Genomic DNA, 25,115 nt, shown 5'->3' with positions numbered 1-25,115 from the left:
AAAAACAAATTATGAAAAAAACAACTTTCTTTCTCTGCACAATGCTTTTGATTTCCAGCATTGTAATTTTCCCAAGATCTTCTTTTGCTTATCCATTTTGGGCGCAGCAAAATTACGAATCTCCCAGAGAAGCCACAGGGAAAATAGTCTGCGCAAATTGCCATCTAGCACAAATGCCGACTATTGCAGAGGTCCCTCAATCTGTTGGAGCTGATAGTGTTTTCAAAGCTGTAGTCAAAATCCCATATAAAGATGACATTAAGGAAATAGGTGCTGACGGATCAGAGGTTCCTTTACAAGTTGGGGCTGTAGTTATGCTTCCTGATGGCTTTAAATTAGCTCCTCAAGAAAGGTGGACTGATGAAATAAAAGAAGAAACCGAGGGGGTTTACTTTACTAATTACAGCGAAGAAAAAGACAATATAATTCTTGTCGGGCCATTACCAGGAGATACTAATAAAGAAATCGTTTTTCCAGTCCTTTCCCCTAATCCAGCTACTAATAAAGATTATCACTATGGAAAGTACTCGTTGCATATAGGAGGAAATAGAGGTAGAGGGCAAGTTTATCCGACTGGTGACAAGAGTAATAATGTAATATTCACTTCTACTTCTTCAGGTACAATCAATTCAATAGAAACTAATGAAGATGGTAGTTATCAAATTAATATTGAGAATGAGAACGGGGAAATATTTACCGAGGTTGTTCCAGTTGGTCCTGAACTTATTGTGAGAGAACAAGACCAAATAAGTGCAGGAGATCCTCTCACAAATGACCCTAATGTAGGAGGTTTTGGACAACTAGATGCTGAAGTAGTGCTACAAAGCCCTTATAGAATAATTGGATTAATTGCATTTTTTATTGGTGTAGGCCTAACTCAAATACTGTTAGTACTCAAGAAGAAGCAGGTTGAAAAGGTACAAGCTGCTGAGGGTGTGTAATTAACCTTTAAATGCTTACATATCAAGCTTTTATTCAATCCCCTGGAGACACATTTTTAAATTTAGGTTTTCTAACTATAAGATGGTATGGTCTTCTAATTTCCATATCAGTAGTAATAGGACTTTTTATTTCTAAAAAGCTTGCAAAATCAAGAAATATTAATCCTCAATATATTAGTGATATCTTACCCTCCTTAATAATATCTTCAATCATTGGAGCTAGAGCGTACTATGTAATTTTCGAATGGAGACAATATAGTGGGGAAAACTTTTTTACTTCTTTTGACCTTTTTAATAATGTAATTCAAATTCCCTCTTTTCTTGCAATTTGGCAAGGGGGCATAGCAATCCATGGAGGCTTAATTGGAGGATTTTTATGTATTTTATTTTTTTGCAAATCTCAAAATATTCATTTAAAGACCTTTATAGATATATTAATTCCATCTATTATTCTTGGCCAATCTATTGGTAGATGGGGGAATTTCTTCAATAACGAAGCATTTGGAATACCTACAGATTTACCTTGGAAGTTATTTATACCCATACAAAATAGGCCAATAGAGTTTATAAATTACCAGTTTTTCCATCCAACATTTATCTATGAATCATTATGGAATTTTTTTATTTTTATATTATTGATTATAATTTTTTACCAACAGAATAATAAAAACTCAGTGAGGCCTGGCTTTATTAGTTGTCTTTATTTAATTGGCTATAGTTTTGGAAGATTCTGGATTGAAGGTTTAAGAATTGATCCTTTATGTATTGGGGGAATTCCACCCTTTTGTGATGGAGGACTGCGTATGGCCCAGTTTATTAGTATTTTTTTATTTTCCTCTGGATTAATTGGAATATTTTTTTTAAGATTAAAATCATATAAAAACAAAACAAGAAATAATGGGTAGAAAGATTTCTTTTATTGGAGTTGGTCCAGGCGATCCTGATTTATTAACAATCAAAGCGTTAAAAAAAATAGAATCTGCAGACGTTATATTTTGGGCTGATTCTTTAATTCCTGAAAAAATTATAAATTTTTCACTTGAAGGCGCTGAAAAAATAAAAACCAGTACGCTTACTCTAGAAAAAATCACTTCAATAATGATAGAAAGATTCAATGAAGGTAAAACTGTTATTAGATTGCATGATGGAGATCCATGCCTGTATGGTGCAGTTAAAGAACAACTAGAAATATTAAAACAAAAAGATATCGAGACTGAAGTGATACCTGGGGTTAGTGCTTTTCAGGTTGCTGCTGCCTATCATCAGGCCGAGCTTACAATTCCAGATATAACTCAAACAATAATTTTGACTAGAGCAGGAGGCCGAACTGGCATGCCTGAAAAAGAATCACTTAAAGATCTTGCCAAGCACAAATCCTCTTTATGTCTTTATTTGAGTGCTAGACACATAAAGAGTTCTCAAAAAACTTTATTAGAATTTTACCCTCCAGAAACTAAAGTAATTGTTGGTTATAGAGTATCTTGGGATGATGGTTGGACATCTTTAATTGAATTGAAGGATATGGAAAAATTTACTCTTGAGAAAGAACTTATTAGAACTACTATTTATATTGTTAGTCCTGCAATTAATACTATTGCAAATAGGTCTAATCTTTATAATCCATCTTACAAGCATCTCTTTAGGGGCAAATAATTGAATAAAGTTGATAGATAAATATATAACACTATAATTGGGGAAAAATTAATTGCTTTGGACGAAATAAAATCTAATAATTCAGACAACAATCCCAAAAATAATTCATCTTTAAAAAGAATTGGCAATTTCATTAAAGAAGCAAGAGTAAGCAGAAATAAATCAATTGAAGAATTAGCCTCTGATTTAAAAATTGGATCTCACCAACTTCAGGCTATAGAGGAGGGTAATGAAGATCATTTACCGGAAAAAGTTTTTATAAAAGCAATGGTTCGTAGGATTTCTGAAAAGCTAAAAGTTGATACAGATTTTATAATGAGCGAATTCAAAACTGAACGGAAAGAAGTAAACATCGAAGAAATTGTTCAAGAAGTCTCTATAAAAGGGAAAAATGACCGAAACTTGAAGAATCAGAATTCTATGGAGGTTATTATCTTTATTTTAATTTCAGGAATATTAGGCCTATTAGCTTCATCTTTGATTTTTAATATTTTTTCAGAATCATTCCAAAATCAAGTTCCTAAAGAAGAACTCATAAATAAAAATTAAACAACTTTCAACTCTAAATTTTTTAATTCTTTAACCACCTTACTACATAACTCTAAGCTCCATTTTTCAAGAAGAAGATCTTGATTTGATTTTAAAGGTATCAGTTCAATTTCAATAATATTATTTAGTAATTTAATTTTTATAGAAGATAATACATTTTCAGGTCTTTGATCCAGAGAGGCCGCTAATCTTAAAATTAAAGACATTTCAAGTACTAATGTTTTATCTTCTTTTGAGATTAAACTTTGCCAAGATTCATGTCTTTTTTTTGGTAAAGTCTTTCTGTGATATCTAACTATTGAAGCAATACTATTTGTCTCGGATTGAGAATATCCCAATAATTCGCAGTTTTTGATTAAATACCAAGAATGTTTATGATAAGAACTTATATTTACATATTTCCCACAATCATAAAGGTTACAGGCGGCCCAAAGGAGATCTTTTGCTTTTGAATCAGTATCGCCATGAAAAATATTTTTAGTTTGATCATAGATTTGAAATGCGATATTAGTAACTTTCTCAGATCTTTCTTTATCAACGCCAAACTTTCTAGCCTGATGAAGTATGGTAGTTTTCCTAATATTGCTTTGAATATTAAATTCATTTTTTATTATTCCTTGACGAAGCATCCAATCAACTACTAATCCTTCCCTTAGGGCCCTCTCACTAATTGTCAACTGATTAAAATTCAACATCTCCATTGAGGTTTTTAAAATTAATGCACCTGGAATTATTATTTCCGATCTTCTTTCACTGAGTGAAGGAATTTTCTTTATTTCAGAAGTTGGCATTTTAATTAATTTTTCCAAGACAATCTCTAAATTTTCTTTTTTAAATTTATAACCATGCATCTTTTGTTTTGGCTGCTCAAGGTCAGATAAAATTAAATTTCCTAGTGAAATTGCAGTTCCACTTGTAGCAATCATTGAGACCGTCTTTCCTCTTTGTAATCTCCTTTTAATTTTTTCAATAGATGGTTCTAAGGAGCCTTGAATAAAAGTTCTCAAAAAATTAGATCTTTCTCTATTGATGGGTTCATTATCAAGAAAAAAATCATTTTTGAGCCTAACAGCTCCAACTCTAGAACTTGTAAGAGCTATTGCGTCTTTTTGATCTGCAAGTATTAATTCTGTAGAACCTCCACCTATATCAATAATTACGTAAGTCTTATCTTCCAAAACCATCCCAGACAAAACACCAAGATAAATTAATCTAGCCTCTTCAGATCCGCTTATAAGTTCTATTTGAATATCTAAATCACTTTGAACCCTGTTTAAAAAGTCTCGACCATTTGGAGCCTCCCTAACAGCACTCGTTGCAGCAGTTACTATTTGATTAACACCATTACTTTTACAGTACTCTTTAAAACGCTTTAGGGTCTTTAAAACTCTTTTAATTGATTCCTCAGTAAGATTTCCTTCTTCATCTCTCTCTCCTAGACGTGTTGTAGATTTATCAGTAAATTTTATTGAAAAGGATTTGAGATCTGAATTAATTTCAGCGATTAAGAGATGAGTGGAGTTGGTTCCAATATCAATTGAGGCTACAGAAATATCTTTTTCTTGCAGATTACTTAATTTTTTTTTCTGTATCATTTTTATTCTCTAAAAAATAGAGATCCTAAATACCGTAATTAATATACTTAAGATTGATTATTAAATTATAGATTTGCCTAATTTCTAGTTAGATTATTTAAAGTTATGAAATAAAGATCCTGTGATAAAGAAAAACCTAAATTCTAAAATAAATATCCTTTTTGAATTATTAAGATGGAATAAGCCTACAGGGAGACTTATTCTACTTATTCCTGCTGGATGGAGTTTATATCTTACGCCCGAATCAAATCCAAGCATTTACATGTTGTTAAAAATTTTAATCGGTGGATTATTAGTTAGTGGCTTAGGTTGTGTTGCTAATGATATTTGGGATAAAAGAATAGATCAAAAAGTCTTAAGGACCAAAAACAGACCTCTTGCTGCAAATAAAATCAGTACTAAAACGGCATACTTAATGCTTATATTTTTGATTTTATGTAGTTTCTTTTTAACTTTGTCGCTTCCAGAGAATGGAAGACTACTTTCTCTTTCACTTGCTTTTTTTGCTTTGCCTTTAATTTTAATTTACCCTTCTGCAAAGAGATGGTTTAAATATCCGCAATTTATCTTATCAATATGCTGGGGATTCGCAGTTGTAATACCTTGGGCTGCGAACGAAGGTAATATCAATAGTATTGTTTTATTATTTTGCTGGCTCGCTACGATTTTTTGGACTTTTGGTTTTGATACTGTATATGCTTTGGCTGATAAAAAATATGATATTCAAATTGGAGTAAACAGTTCCGCAGTTAACCTTGCTTCCAATACAAAAAAAACTATTCAAATTTGTTATTTTTTAACTTCCAGTTTTCTTGCAATATGTGCTTTCATCAATCAACTAACTTTTGTTTTTTGGCCAATTTGGTTAATAACAGGATTTTTAATGCAAAAAGATATTTTGAAAATATTTCCTGAAAGTAAACAATCCATTAAAAAAATTGGTGATCATTTTAAAAACCAATCTATATATGGAGGCTTAATATTATTGGGATTCATAATCGCCTCATAACTTATAAAAAGAATGCTAGTTAAATTAAAAAAAGGAGATGAGATTCAAATTTTAGCTCCAAGCTCTTTTATAGATAATGAAGAGGATTTTATAAAGGGCATAGATATTTTAAAAACATGGGGATTGAAGATTGTTCACAATAATATCCTCTCAAGAAAGTTTGGGTATTTTGCTGGAGATGATCAAACAAGATTTGAAGAACTTGAAAAAGCTCAAAATAAGAAAGTCATCATTTTCGCTAAAGGTGGATGGGGTGCCGCAAGACTTTTAGAAAAAAATCCAAATTGGGGTAATGGGTTGATGATTGGATTCTCTGATACATGTTCACTGTTGTTATCAAAATATTCAAAAGGATCTTTTGGCTCGATTCATGGACCTATGATTACTACTCTTTTTAAAGAACCTGAATGGAGTTTAAGAAGACTAAGAAATTTACTTTTTGAGGGGTATGTTGATGATATTAAGGGTTTACCTTTAAAAAAAGGCATCGCAAAAGGAGAAATTGTTGTTTCTAATCTAACTATTGCATCTTTTCTAATTGGTACTGATCATTTCCCTGAATTAAAAGGGAAAATAATAATATTTGAGGACATAAACGAAGACATTTATAAAATTGATCGAATGTTAACTTATTTGAGAATGACAAACAAATTGAATGGAATTTCAGGTATTGGATTCGGAAGTTTTTCAGATGAAGTGTGTACACCTGAATGGAACGGCTTACTCAAAGAATTAATAATTGAGAGGCTTCAAGAATTTGATATTCCTATTCTTTTTGACCTTCCTATTGGACATTTATCTGGTAATGCATGCATCCCTTTCGGTTATGAAGCAACATTAAATGGGAACGATGGAAAACTTATTATTGATATCCCTTCTTATTAAGAATCTTTTAAAAATAGTTTTGCTATTTTTAGATCTAGTGGTGATGTAATTTTTATATTTGAAGAATTTCCCTCAATTATTTTTACTTGCCAATTTAACATTTCAAATAGTGAGGCATCATCTGTAACCGTCCAATTTTTCTCAATTGCCATTTCATGAGCTTTTCTTAATCTTTTTACTAAAAAACCCTGAGGCGTTTGAGCTGCCCATAAATTTTGTCTATTTGGTGTTTCCTTTACATAACCTCTATTATCAACAATCTTTATTGTGTCGGTAACCTTGGTAGCTAAAATAACTGCATCATTTTGTTCTAATTCTGAAGCACATTTATTTATTAAGTCGGGACCAATTAAGCATCTAGCACCATCATGAATTAAAACTTTCTCAGCAGTAGATGGAAGAGAATTTAAACCATTAAAGACAGACTTTTGCCTCGTATCTCCACCATTTATCCATTTGATTTTATTAGAAAAATTTTTTACTGATTTTAATAATTCTTCTTTATCATTAGGCTGCCCAATTATTCCTACCCAGCTGACTAAACTTGCAGATAATATAGATTTTATAGTCCAAAAAATAAGAGATTCCCCTTCTAATTCAATAAGTAATTTATTTCTTCCAGCTTTCATTCTGCTACCACTGCCTGCAGCGGGTATTAGTACATGCACAGTAATTTGAGTTTATATTTTCTAGATAATTATAAATAAAAGTAATATGTTTGCACAAATAGTACTACGATTTAAAATTATAAAAATTTCACAATGTCAAATACAGAATCTTTAATAGGTAAAGTTGCTTTAATTACAGGGGCTAGCAGGGGCATTGGTAAAGAAATTGCCTTAGAACTTAGTAATTTAGGTGCAGAAGTTATAATAAATTATTCGTCGTCTGATGAAAAAGCTGAAGAAGTTGTAAATCTAATTAAAGAGTCTGGAGGCAAAGTTCATAAATTAAAATTTGATGTTTCAAAAGAAGAATCTGTTAGTAGAGCTTTTGAAGAAATCATAAAGATAAATGGTGCTATAGATATTCTTGTAAATAATGCTGGCATAACAAGAGATGGGCTCTTAATGCGAATGAAATCAGAACAATGGGATGACGTTCTAAATACAAACTTAAAAGGGGTTTTTCTTTGTACAAAATATGCTTCAAAATTTATGATAAAAAAAAGAAGCGGAAAGATAATTAATATCTCATCTATTGTCGGAATAATTGGAAATCCTGGACAAGCAAATTATTCTGCCGCTAAAGCAGGTGTTATTGGCTTTACAAAAACCTGTGCAAAAGAATTTGCTTCAAGAGGGATAAATGTTAATGCTATAGCTCCAGGTTTTATAGAAACAGAAATGACTGAAAAACTAAATAACGAAGAGATTATCAAAGCCATACCATTAGGAAAACTAGGTAGTTGTTCACAAATAGCAAACTTAGTTTCATTCTTAGTCTCGAGTAATGCTGGCAGCTATATAACAGGACAAACAATAAGTATTGATGGGGGCATGAGTATTTAATTATGTACTTTCATATGGTTGAACCAACTCATCCCTTAATCTTCTAATCTTTTGTAGAAGTTTTAATCTTCTACTTCTAGCAGTTAAAGTCAAGAAAAATCTAAGAGGAAAATATATAAGAGTCATTGCAACTGCAAGTGTGGCAGTTAAAGTAAAAATAAGATTCCCTGTTTTGTCCATAACTTTAAGATACTCATAATTTAATTAATTTGGATAGCTATTTAAGAGAAATTCGGCTTTCCCCACTTAATTAAGTATCCCTTAAATATAATTCCATGGGACATTAGAATAAGGATATAAAGATTTCAATAAACATGCCAAAACAATTAAGCTTTTCGAACGAATCTAGAGAAGCTCTTGAAAAAGGAATAAATACTGTCGCAAATGCTGTTAAAGTAACTATTGGTCCAAAGGCAAAGAATGTTGTAATTGAAAGAAAATTCGGTTCTCCAGACATAGTAAGAGATGGATCTACGGTTGCTAAAGAAATCAACCTTGAGAATCCCATCTCTAATTTAGGGGCAAAATTAATAGAACAAGTAGCATCAAAAACTAAAGAGAGTGCTGGTGATGGAACAACAACAGCAACAATCTTGACTCAAATAATGGTTCAAGAAGGTTTAAAAAATATAGCTGCGGGAGCTAGTCCTATTGAGCTAAAAAAAGGAATGGTAAAAGGATTAGATTTTGTTTTAGAGAAATTAAGATCTAAAAGTATCAAAATAAATGGCTCCGATATTAAAAAAGTTGCGACAGTAAGTGCAGGAGGAGATGAAGAAATTGGTTCAATAATTTCAAAAGCAATGGATATTGTAACTTCAGATGGAGTTATAACAGTAGAAGAGTCACAATCCCTAGAGACAGAGCTAGACATCACAGAAGGAATGTCTTTTGATAGAGGTTATAGCTCACCTTATTTTGTAACTGATCAAGAAAGACAAATTTGTGAACTTGAAAATCCTAAGATCCTAATCACTGACCAAAAGATATCAACATTAACCAACTTGGTCCCTATTCTCGAAGAGGTTCAAAAATCTGCTTCTCCATTTTTAATTCTAGCTGAAGATATTGAGGGGGAAGCTCTAACAACTCTTGTATTAAATAAAAATAGTGGGGTATTAAATGTTTCGGCTGTTCGGGCTCCATCATTTGGAGAAAGGAGAAAAGCTGCTCTGGAAGATATTGCAATTCTTACAGGAGCTAAATTAATTAGCGAAGATCAATCAATGAAATTAGAAGAAGTTACTCTTAATGATCTTGGAAAAGCAAAAAAAATAACAATTTCAAAGGATAAAACAACAATCGTAGCTTTCGACGATACCAAAGACCTTGTCCAAGCAAGAGTTGAGAAATTAAAAAGGGAAGTAGAAATAACTGAATCGGAATACGATAAAGATAAGATTAACGAAAGAATAGCAAAGCTTGCTGGAGGAGTAGCTCTTATTAAAGTTGGGGCTGCGACGGAAACAGAGATGAAGTATAAAAAATTAAGAATAGAAGATTCACTCAATGCTACAAAAGCTGCTATCGAGGAAGGAGTAGTTTCAGGGGGAGGACAAACCTTAATTGAAATATCAAATGAACTTTCTAATTCACGTAAAGCAATATCAGATGATTTAACTACAGGTATTGATATTATTACAAATGCACTTTTAGAACCTACAAAACAAATTGCAAAAAATGCTGGTTTTAATGGAGACGTTGTTATCGCTGATATAAAAAGACTTGGTAAGGGTTTTAATGCTAATAATGGGGAATATGAAAACTTAAATGAGTCAGGAATATTAGATCCTACTAAAGTTATTCGATTAGCTCTTCAAGATTCAGTATCAATCGCAGCAATGATAATTACTACGGAAGTTGCAGTTGCTGATATCCCAGAACCAGAGTCAGCACCTGGAGGACCAGGGGCAGATCCAATGGGTGGTATGGGTGGTATGGGTGGAATGGGCGGTATGGGTATGCCAGGAATGGGCGGCATGGGTATGCCAGGAATGGGCGGCATGGGTATGCCAGGAATGGGCGGCATGGGTATGCCAGGAATGATGTAAAAACTTAGCTGGCTTTTTTCTCTTTATTAATCCATTTTCTCAAGTTTTTTATATTGGGTAATGGCAATTCTTCTGTATCTTTATATTCACTTTCAATTTTATAAGACCCATAAATATCTTTATCAATAGTTTCAGTATTATTTTGTGTTTTTGTTTCTTTAGGTTTAAATTCTATCTCTTCTTTGTATTGAACATTTTTTAATAATTCCAAATTGATTTGATTCTGATTTTCCTCTGCCTGATCCTCTTCTGTTAATTTAAATTGATCTTGATTTTTAACAAATAGTTCATTTAAAGATTCAGGTCCAAACCTATGTGCCCATACATTAATTATATTTTCTAACATCAAATGATTATTATCAAAAGATTCTTTTTGGTAAGTATCTTTTAGATGATCTTTTAAAGACATAAATTTATTAATTTAATTTTCTATTTAACAGTGGTCTTATAATAATTAAAGAAAAAACTGTTAAAGAAAATAAAATTGAGATACAACTCTTACAAGTTAAGTCACCATATGGTGCGTGTAAAGCCACCACATCTAAATTCATAGTTTGTGTATAAGCAATCCTGATAGGTTCAATCGCAAAAGTTAATGGATTTAAGGAGGCTAACCACCCTAGCCAATTTGGCATAAAAGAAATGGGTGCTAACGCAGTACTTGCAAAAAGAAGAGGCAAATTTATAACAAAGATAAGAGCAATTAATTCAATATGACCAGGTAAAACAAAAGCCAAACAGAGGCTTATTGATGTCACAAAGAGTACTAATAGTATTAATGTTGTAAAAACAATTCCTAACCCATAAAAGTCAGGCCATCCATAACCCAAAACAAATGAAACAATCATTATCACAATACTTTGAACAAAACTGAGAATAGTTATGTAAAAGAATGAGGATAAAACAATGGACAATCTACTCGCTAAAGGTGCGACAAGTAACCTATTTAAAAAGCCAAACTCTCTATCAAACATTAAAGGCAAGCCTGAATTCAACGCTCCACTAAAAGCAGTAAAAACAATTAGTCCTGCTCCCAAAAAATTTCCATAAGAATCAACTCCTGGTAGAAAACCTTCAGGAGCTTTTGAGAACAGAGCTCCAAATAAAAAGAGCCAAATTATAGGTTGCAATATGCCCGCTAAAAGAGTAGAAGGTCTTCTTTTTAATTGGATAAATAATCTTTTGGTTAAAGCAACAGTTTCTTGATATAAAAAAAATAAATTATATTGTTTTAATTCCATTATTTAAGAACTTTTAATCATTATTATAATTAGTTATCAAAAAATTTATTATTTTCATCTCATTGATTGCTTCGATTCTTTTTTTAGATCTCTTTTCCCAGTCATAGAAATTTCAGCATCTAATAATGTTTTACCAGTCGCCTGTAGATATACATCATCCAAGCTAGGTTGACTTTGAGCGAGAGAAAAAATTTCAAACTTTGAAAAAGCTAATTCTACTTTTAGTTTTGTGAGCAAATCCTTTTCCTTATCTACTACAAAATTAATTGAATAACCTTGCGCCTTATTTATGATAATCTGACTGATTCCATTGATTGAGGATAAAATTTCACTTATTTTTTTAGACTCTTCATGAGTACTAAATTCTCTTACTTTTAAAGTTATCCTATCTCCTCCTAATTTATTTTTAAGTTGAGCAGGTGTTCCTTGAGCTATAACTTTCCCATCATCAATTATTACCAAACTATCGGCTAATTTATCTATTTCATCAAGATAATGACTACTTAAAATAATAGTCATGCCATCATTCTTCAAATCTTTCAAAAGTTGCCAAATTATATTTCTACTTTCAATATCCAAACCTACCGTTGGTTCATCTAATATTAAAACTTTGGGCAAATGTAAAAGGCCTGCAGCCAAATCTATTCTTCTTTTCATTCCTCCTGAATACGTTCCGCATTTTCTATCAATCCAATCATTCATCTCTAATTGATTTATTAATAATTTTATTCTTTCGTATTTTTCCTTTTTATTCATATGATATAAATCCGACTGAAAATCTAATAACTCTCGCCCTGTAAGGATTTTATCGAGAGCAATATCTTGAGCCACATAACCAATTAATTCTCTAATTTTTCTTGGATTTTTAATTAAATTGATATTATTTACAAAAACCTCACCACCATCTGGTTCTACTAAAGTAGCTAGTATTTTTATGAGAGTAGACTTACCTGCACCATTTGGACCTAAGATTCCGAATAATGTACCAGCATTAATTTCCATTGATAAATCTTTTAATGCCTGAATATCAGAATATGATTTTGAAAGATCCGTAATTTTTATATAATTCATCAAACTTGAATTTATCCTTTAATACTTTACATCAATCTAATAATTAAAGTATGCCTTTAATGATAAGAACATTTGCATAGACTGATGTTCAAAATCCACAGAAAGTTGAGTTCTTGAAATTAATAGCAACAGACAAATACCAAACATATAAAGTATTGACCATCTGAATAATCCTTTAGCTTTTTCTAAATCGTCTGGTGAACTTTTCAATCTATTTATTAATTGTAAAAGTCTTCCATTAAAAGGTAAAAGCATTATCAAATAAAGGAGTCCTCCCTCAGGTAAAGCAAAAACACCAAGAATACTCATAAAAACAGTTGCCCATCCGTAGCGAGAAATAGCTTTGACGGTAAACGCTGAACCCTTAACGGAAGGAAGCATAGGTATACCTACAGACGCATAATCATCTTTTAATAAAATTGCAAGAGCCCAAAAATGAGCTGGGGTCCAAAGCATTACCAAACTAAATAACCACCAACCACTAAGTCCTATATGACCGGTGGCTGCCGAAGCTCCTACTAAAGGAGGTATGGCTCCTGCAACACCACCAAAAACAATATTTTGAGTTGTTCTTGGTTTAAGAATTATCGTATATAAAATCACATAACTACATAATCCCAACAATGTTAAACCAGCAGCTAAATAATTTACCCCACTTATCAAAAGCATTGCAGCTGCCAATGTACAAGATACTGCACCTAAAAAAACAGTATTAAATGATAATTTACCTGAGGGTAAAGCTCTATTACTTGTCCTTTTCATCCTTTTATCTAGGTCCATTTCCCACAAACAATTAAGCGCTCCAGCTGCCGCGGCTGCCAAGGCACCTCCTCCTAAAGTACATATAAGCTTAGGAGAAGATAAAGGCCATTCTTCCGTTAATGCCATACCTCCTAAAGTTGTAGCTAGTAATAATGGAATCAACCTAGGCTTGGCAACTTCAAGCCACGCAGGTAGTTTTACTTTTTTTCTTGAAGGTACAACTTGTTCACGAATTGAAGTCTGGAAATTTAAGTTTTCTAAATTACTTTTCATGAGTTTAAACCTACTATTACTGAATTAAATGGTTGATTAATTTTTTTATTTAGGTAAGGATTTCTAAAAATCAATGATGTTAGGGTCGCAATTAACAAAGAAGCATTAAGTTGATGACCAATAACAAAAAGAGGTTCACTTAAATTAGTTCTAAGGCTTAATACTCCTAGAACAACCTGGGAAATCAAAAGCAAAAAAAGTGAGCAAAGGTATCTCCAATTATTCTGGAACAAATCTTGTTTATATATTGAGATAGCCAAAATAAATAAAATAGAAATAGAAATTGGGATAGCAAATAATTTATGAGTATCTAAAATTAAACATTGTTTATTAAAAGATAAGCATAGATGTGCAGACCAAGTTGATGAAAGCCTTACTCCAATAAAAGATTGAACTAAAGTGAGTATTAGAGGGAAAAATAATAATATCTTCCACCAAGTCAATGATTTATTAACACCATTATTTTCTAGATTCTGATTGATTGTTATTGTTGTTATTAGGAGTAAAAAAGCTGTCAAAAGATGAGCAGTAACTGAGTAGGAATTAAGTAAATTAATAACTGTCAATGCTCCAATAGAGCCTTGAACAATTACTAAGAATACTAATAATGAATAAGTTTTTGGTAACCAATTTGGAAGATCTTTTCTCCAAACTATTGAAAGTATGAATTCAGAAAGAATTAAAAGGCCTACTAGGAAAGCATCCAAACGATGAAACCATTCTAGAAAAACTCTTAAATTCATATGATTAAGAGGAAGAAAAGTCCCATAACATAAGGGCCAATCAGGGCAAGCAAGACCGGCCTCCATTACCCTAGTAGCTCCTCCAACAACTATTAAAGCTATTAAGGCCAAAACGCAATGGGTTCCCAATTTCAGAAAAACTGACTTGTATTTTGATTGATATATTTCGTTTTTGAACAAATTATTCAAAGTTCTCTTTTTCTGCATATTAATTTAGATTCAAATATCAAACATTAATTAAAAGTAAATGTTTAATTTTTAAAATTTATTTGTTTTTTTAATCTTTTTTTCCTGACATAAACCTATAAAAAGTTGTTAATAATACTTCTTTTTTTTTTAAATCTTAAGAAGTTGTGAATTTCAATAATTTTCCATTAACAAACAATGCAAAATTTAAAAAATTGAATATGTTGAAAATATAAATAACATTTTTTACATCAATTGTTAAATAAAAACTTTTATTTAATTCTTATAATTTCCGCTGTATTTGGTATATCTTTTTGGATTGGATTTAATGTTAACTTACTCCCTGCCGAAGCAAGTATAAATGCTCCAATTTATGATGAACTTTTTAAAATTCTTTTTATCATTGGATTAATAATTTTCATAGGAATGACCATAGCCGTTATATATAGTTTATTTAAATTCAGAAAAAGAAAAGATCAATATGGAGATGGAGATGGGATAGCTTTAGAAGGTAATTTAACCCTAGAGATTGTATGGACAATTATCCCATCTATTATTGTTTTAATAATAGGTTTATATAGCTACAACATTTACGATCGAATGGGAGGTATGAAAGAACTAAATCATAGCCATGAAATGATGACCTCCAACACAGAAAAGATATGGGCTGGAATCAGCCAGGCATCAAATAATGAGGTTGCTAGCAATAATTTATCTGTTGAAGTTTCAGCTATGCAATTTGCCTTTTTATTTAATTATCCGAAAGGGGAATTTATTTCTGGGGAGCTTCATGTTCCAGTTGATCGCAAAGTTTCTATGAAGATGGAATCAAAAGATGTAATTCATGCTTTTTGGGTTCCAGAATTCAGAATAAAACAAGATATTATTCCTGGCCAACCTACGATATTAAATTTCACTCCTACTAAAGTTGGAAAATATCCAATAATATGTGCGGAATTATGTGGCCCTTATCACGGGGGGATGAGAGCTTCAATAATAGTTGAAGAAGAATCTGACTACAAAGATTGGTTTAACAAAAACACAAAAACTGAGGTTAGCTTATGACTATATCAATTGATCCACAGGATTCTAATACCAAAAGTCTTCAACCTAAAGGATGGCTTAGATATTTTAGTTTTAGTCTCGATCATAAAGTAATTGGTATTCAATATCTTGTATGCGGGTTTCTTTTTTATTTAATTGGAGGAACTTTGGCAAGTGCAATAAGAATTGAATTAGCAAGTCCAATGTCGGACTTTATGCCTAGAGATGTATATAACCAAGTTTTAACATTACATGGAACAATAATGATTTTCTTGTGGATTGTTCCTGTAGTAAATGGTGCATTTGGGAACTATTTAATTCCTTTTTACGTTGGAGCTAGAGATATGGCATTCCCAAGATTGAATGCTGTAGCTTTTTGGCTGATACCTCCTTCCGGTTTAATGTTAGTAGCGAGTTATTTTGTTGAAGGGGCTGCACAGGCAGGATGGACGGCTTATCCACCTTTGAGTATAACCACCCCTCAATCAGGACAAATCATTTGGATAATGAGTGTTTTGTTGCTCGGAGGCAGCTCTATCTTTGGAGGGATAAATTTCATTGCAACAATTATCAAATTAAGGCGACCGGGGTTAAAGCTGATGCAATTACCTATGTATTGTTGGGCGATGCTAGGCACAAGTTTATTAGTAGTTTTGTCAACTCCAGTTTTAGCTGGAACATTAATATTACTTAGCTTTGATATTGTTGCTCATACCGGTTTCTTTAACCCTGTTTTAGGCGGAAACGTAGTTGTTTACCAACATTTATTTTGGTTCTATTCTCATCCAGCTGTTTACATAATGGTTCTACCTGCTTTCGGCCTAGTAAGTGAAATTCTTCCAGTGCATTCAAGAAAGCCACTTTTTGGATATACCACAATGGTTTTTTCCATAATGGGAATAGTTGTGCTTGGTCTAGTTGTTTGGGCTCATCATATGTTTACAAGTGGTACCCCTCCTTGGATGAGATTATTCTTTACGATTGCGACAGCATTTATAGCAGTTCCGACAGGAATTAAATTTTTTAATTGGGTTGCAACCTTATGGGGTGGGAAAATATCTATCAATAGTGCAATGTTATTCTCATGTGGATTTATTATAAATTTTGTATTTGGCGGTATTACAGGAGTTGCTCTTGCTCAGGTACCTTTTGATATTCACGTGCATGATACATATTTTGTTGTTGCTCACTTCCATTACATAGTTTATGGAGGGACTGTTTTTATTATCTTCTCATCTATATATCATTGGTTCCCAAAGGTAACCGGTAAGTTAATGAGCGAAAAACTGGGGATAATACATTTTGCCATAACTTTTATTGGCTTTAATTTATGCTTCGCTCCTCAACATTGGCTTGGTCTTAATGGAATGCCTAGAAGAGTTGCGGAATACGATCCACAATTTCAATTTGTTAATCAGATTAGTAGCCTAGGAGCTCTCTTAATGGCTATAAGTACTATTCCATTCTTAGTAAATATATTCTTAAGTATTAAAAATGGTAAGGATTCTGGGGATAATCCTTGGAACGCTTTAACTCCTGAATGGTTAACGTCTTCTCCCCCACCTGTTGAAAATTGGGAAGGGGAAGCACCTTTAGTTGAAGAACCTTATGGTTATGGCAAACCAATTTCTCAAGAAAATTAATCAAGAAACACCATGACAACCCTAGACAGTTCAAAAGAAATTAAAAAAAATGATAGTGAAGCGAGTGAACATCATGAAGACTTTAGGATGTTTGGATTAATAACTTTTTTAATTGCAGATGGGATGACTTTTGCTGGCTTCTTTGCTGCCTACCTCACATATAAAGCAGTTAATCCTTTACCAGATGGGGCTATTTATGAATTAGAACTTCCTATACCTACATTAAATACAATTTTATTGCTTGTAAGTAGCGCGACTTTTCATAAAGCAGGGAAAGCTCTTCTTAAAAATAAAAATTCTGATAGTCAAAAATGGTTACTAGTCACTGCTCTACTTGGGATTACTTTTTTAATATGTCAACTATTTGAATATTTTAATTTGCCGTTCGGACTAACAGATAATTTATTTGCAAGTACTTTTTATGCCTTAACTGGCTTTCATGGTTTACATGTAACTTTAGGGACATTAATGATATTAATTATTTCTTGGCAAACAAGACCAAAGGAAGGAAGAATTACTAATCAAAATATGTTCCCACTAGAAGCTGTTGAATTATATTGGCATTTCGTAGATGGAATTTGGGTTATTTTATTTATAATTTTGTATCTTTTATAATAGAGAATTTATTCTTCAAAAAATCTATTTTTTATTAACTTATATTGCCACAATTCTCATTATTGGTAAGAATATATAATAAGAAAAAGCTCATATAATGCTTGTAGGAAAAGAACTTCTCGAAAAATCTAAATTACTCAGCAATAAATCTGAGGATGAAATAGCAAGAGGCTGCGGCTATGTAGGTCCTAGTGGAAGAGTCTTAAGAAAAAGTTTTTATAGAGCACTTATTGAAGCTAAGGGGTACAAGTTAAGTAATAGTGGCGCTGGTAGGGCTGGGAACAGATCTTCAAGAGGGAGGCAAGCAGAATTCAAAACAAAAGTTCATGGCAATGGTAACTTATTGATAGGTCATGCCTATACAAAAAAATTAGGATTAGAGCCAGGTCAAGAATATAAAATTGATCTAAAAAAAGATTCTAAAATCATCTCCCTCACTCCATTAAATTAAGAATATTATTTATTCCAGCCATTCTCTTTAAGCCAATTTGAGGAGATTTCTTGCGGAAAGTTTTCTAAATCTATATTCTTATTAAATTTAAGTAGTTTTTCAACGTACTTTATTAATGCATCTCCTTCAAGATTTACACTATCGCCAATTGCTAAATTTTTGAGATTAGTGTTTTCCCATGTATGTGGAATAATTGCAATCGTAAAAATTTCCCCTTCATTTTGAGATTTTGCAATTGTAAGGCTAATGCCGTTGACACATATGCTTCCCTTATCGACGATATATTTGGAAAAGTTTTTATTTTGCCACTTAATTGATAAAAGCCATGATTTTTCAAGTTTTTCTATATTTTCAACTTTTCCCAAACCATCAATATGGCCACTAACTATATGGCCCCCAAGACGATCCGAGATGCGGAGAGCCGGCTCTAAATTAACTATTTGGTTAATATTAGATTTTTCTCCTAAAGTAGTCTTTTTTAAAGTTTCTTCACTTACATCTACTTTAAATTGATTATTTGAGATCTCTTTTACTGTTAAACAAATTCCATCAACTGCAATACTATCACCTATTTGCATATCAAAAGGCTGATCTAGAATTTCAATAATTAAGAGGGGGTTTCCCTTTTTAAGTTTTCCTATTGCCTGAACTATTCCTGTAAACATAACTTTAAATAAAGATTATTTGAAAAACTATTATTAACTTTGATTTACTTTAAAACATTTTCTACTATAAATAAATTAAAAAGTTATTAAGCAGGTATTAATCATATAAAGATGATAATTGATTCTAAGAAAAGATCATTTGGAAAAGCGTGCGATGTAAGTTTGTTTACTTTAGGCACAATGAGAGCGACAGAGAGTCTTGATAAAATGAATTACCTTATAAAAAGTGCTCATGATGCGGGCATTAATCATTTAGAAACTGCTGCTGCTTACGGTAACGCTGAAAAACTAATCGGGGAGTCATTAAAGGAATTAGAAACTTCCGAAAATATATTTAGGAAAGAATGGATAATTACTACTAAAGTATTACCTAAAGGAGATTTTAATTATCTAAAAGAGAATTTCGAAAATTCACTCAAAAATTTAAAGCTAAAGAAAATAAATAATCTTGCGTTCCATGGAATAAATTTAGAAGAGCATTTAGATTGGGTTCTAAATGGAGAGGGGGGAAAGTTTTTAAAATGGGTAATTAAAAAAGGCTTTGTTGATCAAGTTGGGTTCAGTTCACATGGCAGTTATAAACTTATTGAAAATGCAATTAACTGTGAAGTATTTAGTTTTTGCAATCTTCATTTACATTTTTTAGATCAATCAAAAATGAGCCTTGCCCAACTAGCTTTAAAAAAGAAAATGGGTGTATTAGCAATATCCCCTGCTGATAAGGGTGGAAGATTATATGATCCAAGCGAATCTTTATTAAGAGCATCAGCACCATACCATCCTCTGGAGCTAGCTTATAGATTTTTACTATCGAAAGGAATTACAACTCTATCTTTAGGGGCTACAAAATTTGAAGATTTTAATATTGCAAAAAAGCTTATAAACTCAAGTCAAAAACTTTCATCTTCTGAAATTAGTGCATTAGAAAATATCGAACATTTTGCGAATGAAGAGTTAAAGTCTTCAAAATGTGAGCAATGTAGATCTTGCCTACCATGTCCAAGTGAAATTCCTATTCCTGAAATACTTCGTTTGAGAAATATATCTATTGGGTATGGTCAATTAGAATTTGCTAAAGAAAGATATAATTTAATAGGGAGGGCAGGCCACTGGTGGGAAGAAAAAGATGCCTCTTTTTGCTTAGATTGCAATGAATGTATTCCAAAATGTCCTAGCAAATTAAATATACCAGCTTTATTAAAAGAAACTCACAACTTATTAAGTGAAAAGCCTAAAAAAAGATTATGGGGTTAATGATTGATTCCACAACTTTTCTAGACTTAATTGCTCTTCTTTATTTAGAGGTGAAAAAGACCAACTATTTTCCCAACAATTTTTTGATGGACCATAATTATTTTTTTCAATTTTGATATTGTATTTTTCCTGAGAGTATTTATTTTTAAAAGGTAAATACCAACCTTGATTAGCTAACTTATCGATAGTAGACCTTTTATCTAAGGACTTAATCCAATCAGTTAATACAATATTATTATTTTTTGATTTAGTTAGAAGAAAATTCCACATTAAAGGAACACCTTTATTTGGGAAAACGATCGAAAGTCTTGAATCAACCCTAAGATATTTTTCGCATAGTGAAAAGGGGATAATCGCAACAGATGCAGGAGAATTAATTAACCAATTTATTGAATTTTTATCCTCAAATAACATTGCTTGTTCTTTCAGTTTGCTAAGTGAATTTTTTACACTAATTTTTTTTGAAATTGAAATTAATATTCTCGGGCTTTGAGGGAATATAATTTTTCCTTTCAACTTCTCATCAAGAAGAAAATCCCAAGAATTACTAGCATCATAAATTAGATCTTTATTATTTTTTATAATTACTGCATATGGAACAACACCTACCGGAAATAATTTATCACGTTGATATTCTTTAAAACTTTTTAAAAAATCTCGCGATCTATTATCTAATATATCATTTGAAAATAAATTATTTATGTTTTGAAAACTTGTAAAATCAATACTATTTAGCCATCCATCATTAACCAAAATAAAGTCTGAATTAGATAATTTTATTTTATTTTTTTCTAATTTAAGCTTACTAAAATTAATATTTTCTTTTTGCCAAATCGAAGGTAATGTATCTTTTAAAGATTTTGGATAAATCGAACTTTGAAAACCAATTTTAAATTTTTTTAAAGAATTACTACATGAATTTAAAAAGAAAAGGAGAGATAGTTTTCCGTAATTAAGGAATTGCCTTCTTGTAGGATAATTTTTAGGCATTTAACAATCCTTATTTAAGGAAATTTGACCTAAATCCTTCATTCTTTCAATATTAATTTGACACCTTGAAACTATTTCTTCATTACTAAAACCCTTAAGAAAAGCAAGAATTGACATCCCACCAGCACCAACCCCTTCTTTTACATAACCTATTTCATAATCAGTCAATTCTTTAAATGTAGATGATTTAAAATTCAGAGAGCTTGCAAATCCTAATAAATTTACATTGTGTTTTTCATTTATTAAATCTAATAAATCACACAATGAATTATCTTTAACCAACCATCCAGTAGTAGCTATAAAAACGAAATCAACAAATTCCTGTTTTTGTTTAGAATCAATAAATTCCAACGCAAGTAAAATTACAGCTAACATTTGGCTACCTCCAGATAATACAACTGATTGCTTAGCTAATCTTGCTCCAATCAATAATCCCATAGAGAAGGCTTGAAATGGATCTCCGACTGAAGAAATAACATCTAAAGAGTCAAAATTATTTTTTAAATTTGCTTTTAAAAGACCAGCTTTAATTACTTTTGTTTTTAAGTTCCTAGGAGCATTAATCAAACTGCTCCCTATTAAATTATTTACATTTAAGCCAAAAGCTTCCATTACTGCCTGAGCAGTTGTAGTTCCTCCTGGTACAGATTCTGAAATAAATATGGGTTGTTTCGTAGATTTTCCAATTTCTAGTCCTTTTTTGTAAAGACTCAAAACTCTCTCTTTATTCATAGATTTTCCAGTAGTCAAACATTTAGCTGGGCCTACTAAATAATTCTCCACAATTAAATGACTAAAGTAAGGTTTTTCTTTTATTCCTATAGGAACAACTATTGGACTTGCGCATATAAGTTTCCTACATACATAGCTTATTAATGCAGGAGTAACTCCTGCATTTAAAAAGGGTAATTTATACTTATGGTCTTTTGAAGCCCCAAAAAGAAGAAACTCAGCGTCTGCTAAGGCGGTTCTTCTTCTGGCTTTTGAATTAATTCCTGCTGCGGATATACCTTGAATTTGAGATGTTTCTGTTCCTGCAATCACAAGATAGAAAATAAAATTATTAATTTCTTTCTTAAGAAAATCTACCCTCTCAGAAAACAATTTTTGATTACCTTTACTTCCAAATAAATTTATCCCTAAATACGATGTTTGCATTATATAAAATTATTTTAGAGACCTAAATCAACAAATCCATTAATTATTTTTGGAGGATCAGGAATATTTGAATTTAATCTAGGGAAAAGGGAATATGCGAGTATATGTATAGTTAAAACATATACCATTTCTTGAAAAATTATTAATAATATTGCAACTAATTGGATAATTCGGATCGAAGGAGAGAATGGCAGATTAAATAGTTCAATAAATTTATCTATAAGGCCATAACTTGCTCTTGTAATTATTATCCAAAGATTATCCCCAACTAAAGTTGATAATGCAAATACCCTTATAAAAAATCCAAGTGTCCCAAGAACAAAACCTACACACCAACTAAGCCACCAATTTTTTTCCATAAACCAAGACCACCCTAGCCAAAAAGCTAATATCCCATATGGGAATAAAAATAAGGTTCCTCTTATTGGACCCATAAGTATCAACAACAAAAGAAATTGTATTATGAGACCTTCAAATGCAGTTTTAGTTCCTCTTCTCAAATGCAACAAGATTATAGGTAGAGGTAATATTAATCTCAACAAAGCTCCTCCTATAGGTAAATAATATAAAGCTATCCAAAGTAATGAAGAGAGAGAGGCTAAATATGCTGGTTCAATTATATTAAGTGCCTCATTTTTTTTTGAAAGTTTCATATGAAATTTTGTATAAATATTTAATTACTTTTTATAGTTTTATTTTTTGGATCAAAATAACGTTCAATCTTTTCTATTTCAAAATTTACATCAGAATTTCTTAAAATGGTCCTTAAATCTTCAGTGGGATCTTTTGGATCTACATCTTTTAAAATGAAAATAATTTTATATGTTTTAGGCTTATATTCTCTATTTTGAAAGGATATATTTTTATCAGAAGTTGTTTTATTGTTTTTTGATTTCTTCTCAGACTTTTTTAAAACCTTATTTTTAAAATTATTTTTAATATCTTCTTTTATTTTTTTCTCTTCAATATTCTTGTTTTTTTCCACAATCCCCCCAGATTTAATAACAACTTTATTTTTTAGATTATTTTTAATATCTTCTTTTATTTTTTTCTCTTCAATATTCTTGTTTTTTTCCACAATCCCCCCAGAATTAATAACAATCTTATTCTTTAAATTATTTTTGACATCTTCTTTTATTTTTGTCTCTTCAATATTTTTAAAACTAGACTCAAAAAAATTTCCAATTCTTCCTCCAGAACAAGATTGTAATAAAATTAAGATAATAAAAATAAATAATTTATTTTTTATAAAACCCATATTTATTTTTTACTTTTTTTATTCTTTGAGGTCTTTTTACTAATTACTTTATTTTTTTTGAAACCAGAGCTCTTTTTATCTTTCATTTTCTCTTCTAATAAAACCAAAGCATTATCAAGTGTAAATTTTTCTAAATCAGTATCTTTAGGTAAAGAAACGTTTGTTTTTCCACACTTTATATATAGTCCATATCTTCCATTTAAAATCTGAATTTTATCTTTTAATTCTTTAGGTTTTCCGAAATCCTTTATTACTTCTTGTCCTCCTCTACCTAATTTTGGCATCGCGAGGATTTCTAATGCGCGCTTAAGATCAACCTTAAAAACATCATCTTCTTTTTTTAAAGATCTATTTTCAGACTCATCTTCATTTTTTATCCATTTAATATATGGACCAAATCTTCCCCTATCTGCCTCAACAATTCCACCTTCTGGATGTTCTCCTAACAATTTTGGTAAGCTTAATAGTTCTAGAGCTTCCAATAAAGTTAAGTCATCAGTTTTTAACTCTTTTGGTAAAGAGGCTCTTCTTGGCTTCGCTTTGTCTTCTTCAGTATTTCCTAATTGAACGTAAGGTCCATAAGGACCGAATCTTAAAAATACTTGCTCTCCAGTTTTTGGATCAGTTCCAAGATCTGAGGGGCCACTAAGAATTTGATCAACTTTCTTTTTATCTAAATCTCCAGGAGTAATATCCATAGGGAGATTACCTTTTGCCTGTATTTCATTTCCTGATTCATCTATTTTTACCCCTTCAAGCCATGGGCCATTAGAACCAATTCTTACTACGCAAGGTAAGTCATCAAAATCAACTTGTCTGTATGCTTTACCATCAATATCACCCTCAGTTTTCTGAACTTTTACCTCAAGACCATTTTTACCTTTATAAAAAGTTTCTAAATATGGAAGCCACTCAAGATTACCTGAAGAAATTTCGTCCAATGAAGATTCCATTTTTGCCGTAAATGTTGTATCAACAAGATCAGGAAAGTGTTCCTCTAATAATGCCGTAACAGCAAAAGCTGTAAATGTAGGCGACAAGGAATTTGAAGAAATATTTGCATAGCCCCTATCTACAATTGTTCCAATAATACTTGCATAAGTAGAAGGTCTTCCTATTCCCTCTTTTTCTAAAACTTTGACTAATGCAGCCTCAGTATATCTAGCTGGTGATTTGGTTTCATGATAAGTAGCCTCTTTGCTATCAACTTCTAGAACAGACCCTTGAGTTAAATCAGGAAGAATGACTTCTTGCTGTTCTAGTGATGCGCTTGGATCATCACTACCTTCTACATAAGCTCTAAAAAAACCTGCAAAATCAATACTTTTTCCGCTTGACTTAAATAATCCTTCCCCAACTTCTATTTCAGCATTAATCATTGTTAATTTTGCTTCCGCCATTTGACTGGCAACAGTTCTTTTCCAAATTAATTCATATAAAGAGAGATCTCTTCCTGACAAGTCTGTATCATTTGGAGTTTTAAATACTTCTCCAGCCGGCCTGATAGCTTCATGTGCTTCTTGAGCATTCCTAGCATTTGAATTAAATTGACGAGCTGAGCTTGATA

The 25,115-nt window shown here is 31.5% G+C and carries 27 protein-coding genes; 13 read left to right on the top strand and 14 right to left on the bottom strand.

What is annotated here, in order from left to right:
• The first annotated feature begins 41 nt into the window (after positions 1-41).
• Genes petA through ACTF45_RS03455 form a run of 4 tightly spaced genes read left to right on the top strand, consistent with a single transcriptional unit; the run spans position 42 to position 3,143 of the window.
• On the top strand, positions 42-941 hold the full coding sequence (petA, locus tag ACTF45_RS03470) for a cytochrome f (RefSeq protein WP_438949460.1): 900 nt from the start codon (positions 42-44) through the stop codon (positions 939-941).
• Positions 942-952: 11 nt separating this feature from the next.
• The gene (lgt, locus tag ACTF45_RS03465) at positions 953-1,846 is read left to right on the top strand and encodes a prolipoprotein diacylglyceryl transferase (RefSeq protein WP_438949354.1); all 894 of its coding nucleotides are present in this window, start codon (positions 953-955) and stop codon (positions 1,844-1,846) included.
• Positions 1,839-2,594, top strand: coding sequence for a precorrin-4 C(11)-methyltransferase (gene cobM / locus ACTF45_RS03460; RefSeq protein WP_288347715.1), 756 nt, complete (start codon positions 1,839-1,841; stop codon positions 2,592-2,594). The genes lgt and cobM overlap by 8 nt, the downstream gene beginning before the upstream one ends.
• Positions 2,595-2,651: 57 nt before the next feature.
• On the top strand, positions 2,652-3,143 hold the full coding sequence (locus ACTF45_RS03455; RefSeq protein WP_288347717.1) for a helix-turn-helix domain-containing protein: 492 nt from the start codon (positions 2,652-2,654) through the stop codon (positions 3,141-3,143).
• On the opposite strand, the gene ACTF45_RS03450 is transcribed toward ACTF45_RS03455, so the two are convergent.
• Positions 3,140-4,738: a Ppx/GppA phosphatase family protein gene (locus ACTF45_RS03450; RefSeq protein ID WP_438949353.1), complete on the bottom strand. Its 1,599-nt coding sequence runs from the start codon at positions 4,736-4,738 to the stop codon at positions 3,140-3,142. The genes ACTF45_RS03455 and ACTF45_RS03450 overlap by 4 nt on opposite strands.
• Before the next feature lie 121 nt (positions 4,739-4,859).
• On the opposite strand from ACTF45_RS03450, the gene ACTF45_RS03445 reads away from it, so the two are divergent.
• Positions 4,860-5,747, top strand: a complete 888-nt coding sequence (locus ACTF45_RS03445; protein ID WP_288347721.1) for a 4-hydroxybenzoate polyprenyltransferase — start codon at positions 4,860-4,862, stop codon at positions 5,745-5,747.
• A 12-nt stretch (positions 5,748-5,759) separates the two neighbouring features.
• A complete protein-coding gene (locus ACTF45_RS03440) occupies positions 5,760-6,632 on the top strand; it encodes a S66 peptidase family protein (RefSeq protein WP_438949352.1) in 873 nt (290 codons plus the stop codon).
• Here ACTF45_RS03440 and ispD read toward each other — a convergent pair.
• Positions 6,629-7,300 (bottom strand): 2-C-methyl-D-erythritol 4-phosphate cytidylyltransferase, encoded by a 672-nt coding sequence (gene ispD, locus ACTF45_RS03435; RefSeq protein WP_288347724.1) that lies wholly within the window; start codon positions 7,298-7,300, stop codon positions 6,629-6,631. The genes ACTF45_RS03440 and ispD overlap by 4 nt on opposite strands.
• Before the next feature lie 93 nt (positions 7,301-7,393).
• On the opposite strand from ispD, the gene fabG reads away from it, so the two are divergent.
• On the top strand, positions 7,394-8,143 hold the full coding sequence (gene fabG / locus ACTF45_RS03430) for a 3-oxoacyl-[acyl-carrier-protein] reductase (RefSeq protein ID WP_288347725.1): 750 nt from the start codon (positions 7,394-7,396) through the stop codon (positions 8,141-8,143).
• On the opposite strand, the gene ACTF45_RS03425 is transcribed toward fabG, so the two are convergent.
• The gene (locus ACTF45_RS03425) at positions 8,144-8,323 is read right to left on the bottom strand and encodes a hypothetical protein (RefSeq protein WP_288347727.1); all 180 of its coding nucleotides are present in this window, start codon (positions 8,321-8,323) and stop codon (positions 8,144-8,146) included.
• Positions 8,324-8,457: 134 nt separating this feature from the next.
• Between ACTF45_RS03425 and groL the strand changes: the two genes are divergently transcribed.
• On the top strand, positions 8,458-10,194 hold the full coding sequence (gene groL / locus ACTF45_RS03420) for a chaperonin GroEL (RefSeq protein WP_438949351.1): 1,737 nt from the start codon (positions 8,458-8,460) through the stop codon (positions 10,192-10,194).
• Between the two features lie 4 nt (positions 10,195-10,198).
• On the opposite strand, the gene ACTF45_RS03415 is transcribed toward groL, so the two are convergent.
• Genes ACTF45_RS03415 through ACTF45_RS03395 form a run of 5 tightly spaced genes read right to left on the bottom strand, consistent with a single transcriptional unit; the run spans position 10,199 to position 14,491 of the window.
• A complete protein-coding gene (locus ACTF45_RS03415) occupies positions 10,199-10,603 on the bottom strand; it encodes a glycoprotein (RefSeq protein ID WP_438949350.1) in 405 nt (134 codons plus the stop codon).
• Between the two features lie 7 nt (positions 10,604-10,610).
• Positions 10,611-11,435 (bottom strand): ABC transporter permease, encoded by an 825-nt coding sequence (locus ACTF45_RS03410; RefSeq protein WP_288347327.1) that lies wholly within the window; start codon positions 11,433-11,435, stop codon positions 10,611-10,613.
• A gap of 54 nt (positions 11,436-11,489) precedes the next feature.
• Positions 11,490-12,506, bottom strand: a complete 1,017-nt coding sequence (locus ACTF45_RS03405; protein WP_288347328.1) for an ABC transporter ATP-binding protein — start codon at positions 12,504-12,506, stop codon at positions 11,490-11,492.
• Positions 12,507-12,542: 36 nt separating this feature from the next.
• Complete coding sequence (locus ACTF45_RS03400; protein WP_288347329.1) at positions 12,543-13,541, bottom strand: heme o synthase; 999 nt, start codon at positions 13,539-13,541, stop codon at positions 12,543-12,545.
• Positions 13,538-14,491: a COX15/CtaA family protein gene (locus tag ACTF45_RS03395; RefSeq protein ID WP_288347331.1), complete on the bottom strand. Its 954-nt coding sequence runs from the start codon at positions 14,489-14,491 to the stop codon at positions 13,538-13,540. The genes ACTF45_RS03400 and ACTF45_RS03395 overlap by 4 nt, the downstream gene beginning before the upstream one ends.
• Before the next feature lie 234 nt (positions 14,492-14,725).
• Here ACTF45_RS03395 and coxB point away from each other — a divergent pair, with 234 nt between their 5' ends.
• The 4 genes from coxB (at position 14,726) to ACTF45_RS03375 (ending at position 18,223) form a co-directional block, all read left to right on the top strand.
• A complete protein-coding gene (coxB, locus tag ACTF45_RS03390; protein ID WP_288347333.1) occupies positions 14,726-15,535 on the top strand; it encodes a cytochrome c oxidase subunit II in 810 nt (269 codons plus the stop codon).
• On the top strand, positions 15,532-17,157 hold the full coding sequence (gene ctaD, locus ACTF45_RS03385) for a cytochrome c oxidase subunit I (protein WP_288347335.1): 1,626 nt from the start codon (positions 15,532-15,534) through the stop codon (positions 17,155-17,157). Before coxB ends, ctaD begins: the two co-directional genes overlap by 4 nt.
• A gap of 12 nt (positions 17,158-17,169) precedes the next feature.
• Positions 17,170-17,772: a cytochrome c oxidase subunit 3 gene (locus ACTF45_RS03380; RefSeq protein WP_288347337.1), complete on the top strand. Its 603-nt coding sequence runs from the start codon at positions 17,170-17,172 to the stop codon at positions 17,770-17,772.
• Positions 17,773-17,869: 97 nt separating this feature from the next.
• Positions 17,870-18,223, top strand: coding sequence for an AbrB family transcriptional regulator (locus tag ACTF45_RS03375; RefSeq protein ID WP_288347339.1), 354 nt, complete (start codon positions 17,870-17,872; stop codon positions 18,221-18,223).
• Positions 18,224-18,228: 5 nt separating this feature from the next.
• Here ACTF45_RS03375 and ACTF45_RS03370 read toward each other — a convergent pair whose 3' ends face one another.
• On the bottom strand, positions 18,229-18,888 hold the full coding sequence (locus ACTF45_RS03370) for a riboflavin synthase (RefSeq protein ID WP_438949349.1): 660 nt from the start codon (positions 18,886-18,888) through the stop codon (positions 18,229-18,231).
• A gap of 111 nt (positions 18,889-18,999) precedes the next feature.
• Between ACTF45_RS03370 and ACTF45_RS03365 the strand changes: the two genes are divergently transcribed.
• Positions 19,000-20,142: an aldo/keto reductase gene (locus ACTF45_RS03365; protein WP_438949348.1), complete on the top strand. Its 1,143-nt coding sequence runs from the start codon at positions 19,000-19,002 to the stop codon at positions 20,140-20,142.
• Here ACTF45_RS03365 and ACTF45_RS03360 read toward each other — a convergent pair.
• The 5 genes from ACTF45_RS03360 to ACTF45_RS03340 all read right to left on the bottom strand — a co-directional run.
• Positions 20,131-21,132: a hypothetical protein gene (locus ACTF45_RS03360; RefSeq protein ID WP_438949347.1), complete on the bottom strand. Its 1,002-nt coding sequence runs from the start codon at positions 21,130-21,132 to the stop codon at positions 20,131-20,133. The two genes, ACTF45_RS03365 and ACTF45_RS03360, sit on opposite strands and share 12 nt — an antisense overlap.
• Complete coding sequence (locus ACTF45_RS03355) at positions 21,133-22,290, bottom strand: nicotinate-nucleotide--dimethylbenzimidazole phosphoribosyltransferase (RefSeq protein ID WP_288347344.1); 1,158 nt, start codon at positions 22,288-22,290, stop codon at positions 21,133-21,135. It lies immediately after the preceding gene.
• A 14-nt stretch (positions 22,291-22,304) separates the two neighbouring features.
• The gene (locus ACTF45_RS03350; protein ID WP_288347346.1) at positions 22,305-22,943 is read right to left on the bottom strand and encodes a DUF2232 domain-containing protein; all 639 of its coding nucleotides are present in this window, start codon (positions 22,941-22,943) and stop codon (positions 22,305-22,307) included.
• 20 nt (positions 22,944-22,963) lie between these two features.
• Positions 22,964-23,548, bottom strand: coding sequence for a hypothetical protein (locus ACTF45_RS03345; RefSeq protein WP_438949346.1), 585 nt, complete (start codon positions 23,546-23,548; stop codon positions 22,964-22,966).
• A gap of 2 nt (positions 23,549-23,550) precedes the next feature.
• A partial coding sequence (locus tag ACTF45_RS03340) for a DNA topoisomerase (RefSeq protein WP_438949345.1) occupies positions 23,551-25,115 on the bottom strand: 1,565 nt, incomplete at its 5' end.

Source organism: Prochlorococcus sp., from assembly GCF_965655815.1.
GTDB lineage: Bacteria > Cyanobacteriota > Cyanobacteriia > PCC-6307 > Cyanobiaceae > Prochlorococcus_A > Prochlorococcus_A pastoris.
Note: the sequence above shows the minus strand (reverse complement) of the source record. Positions and strands in the feature narration are given on the sequence as shown.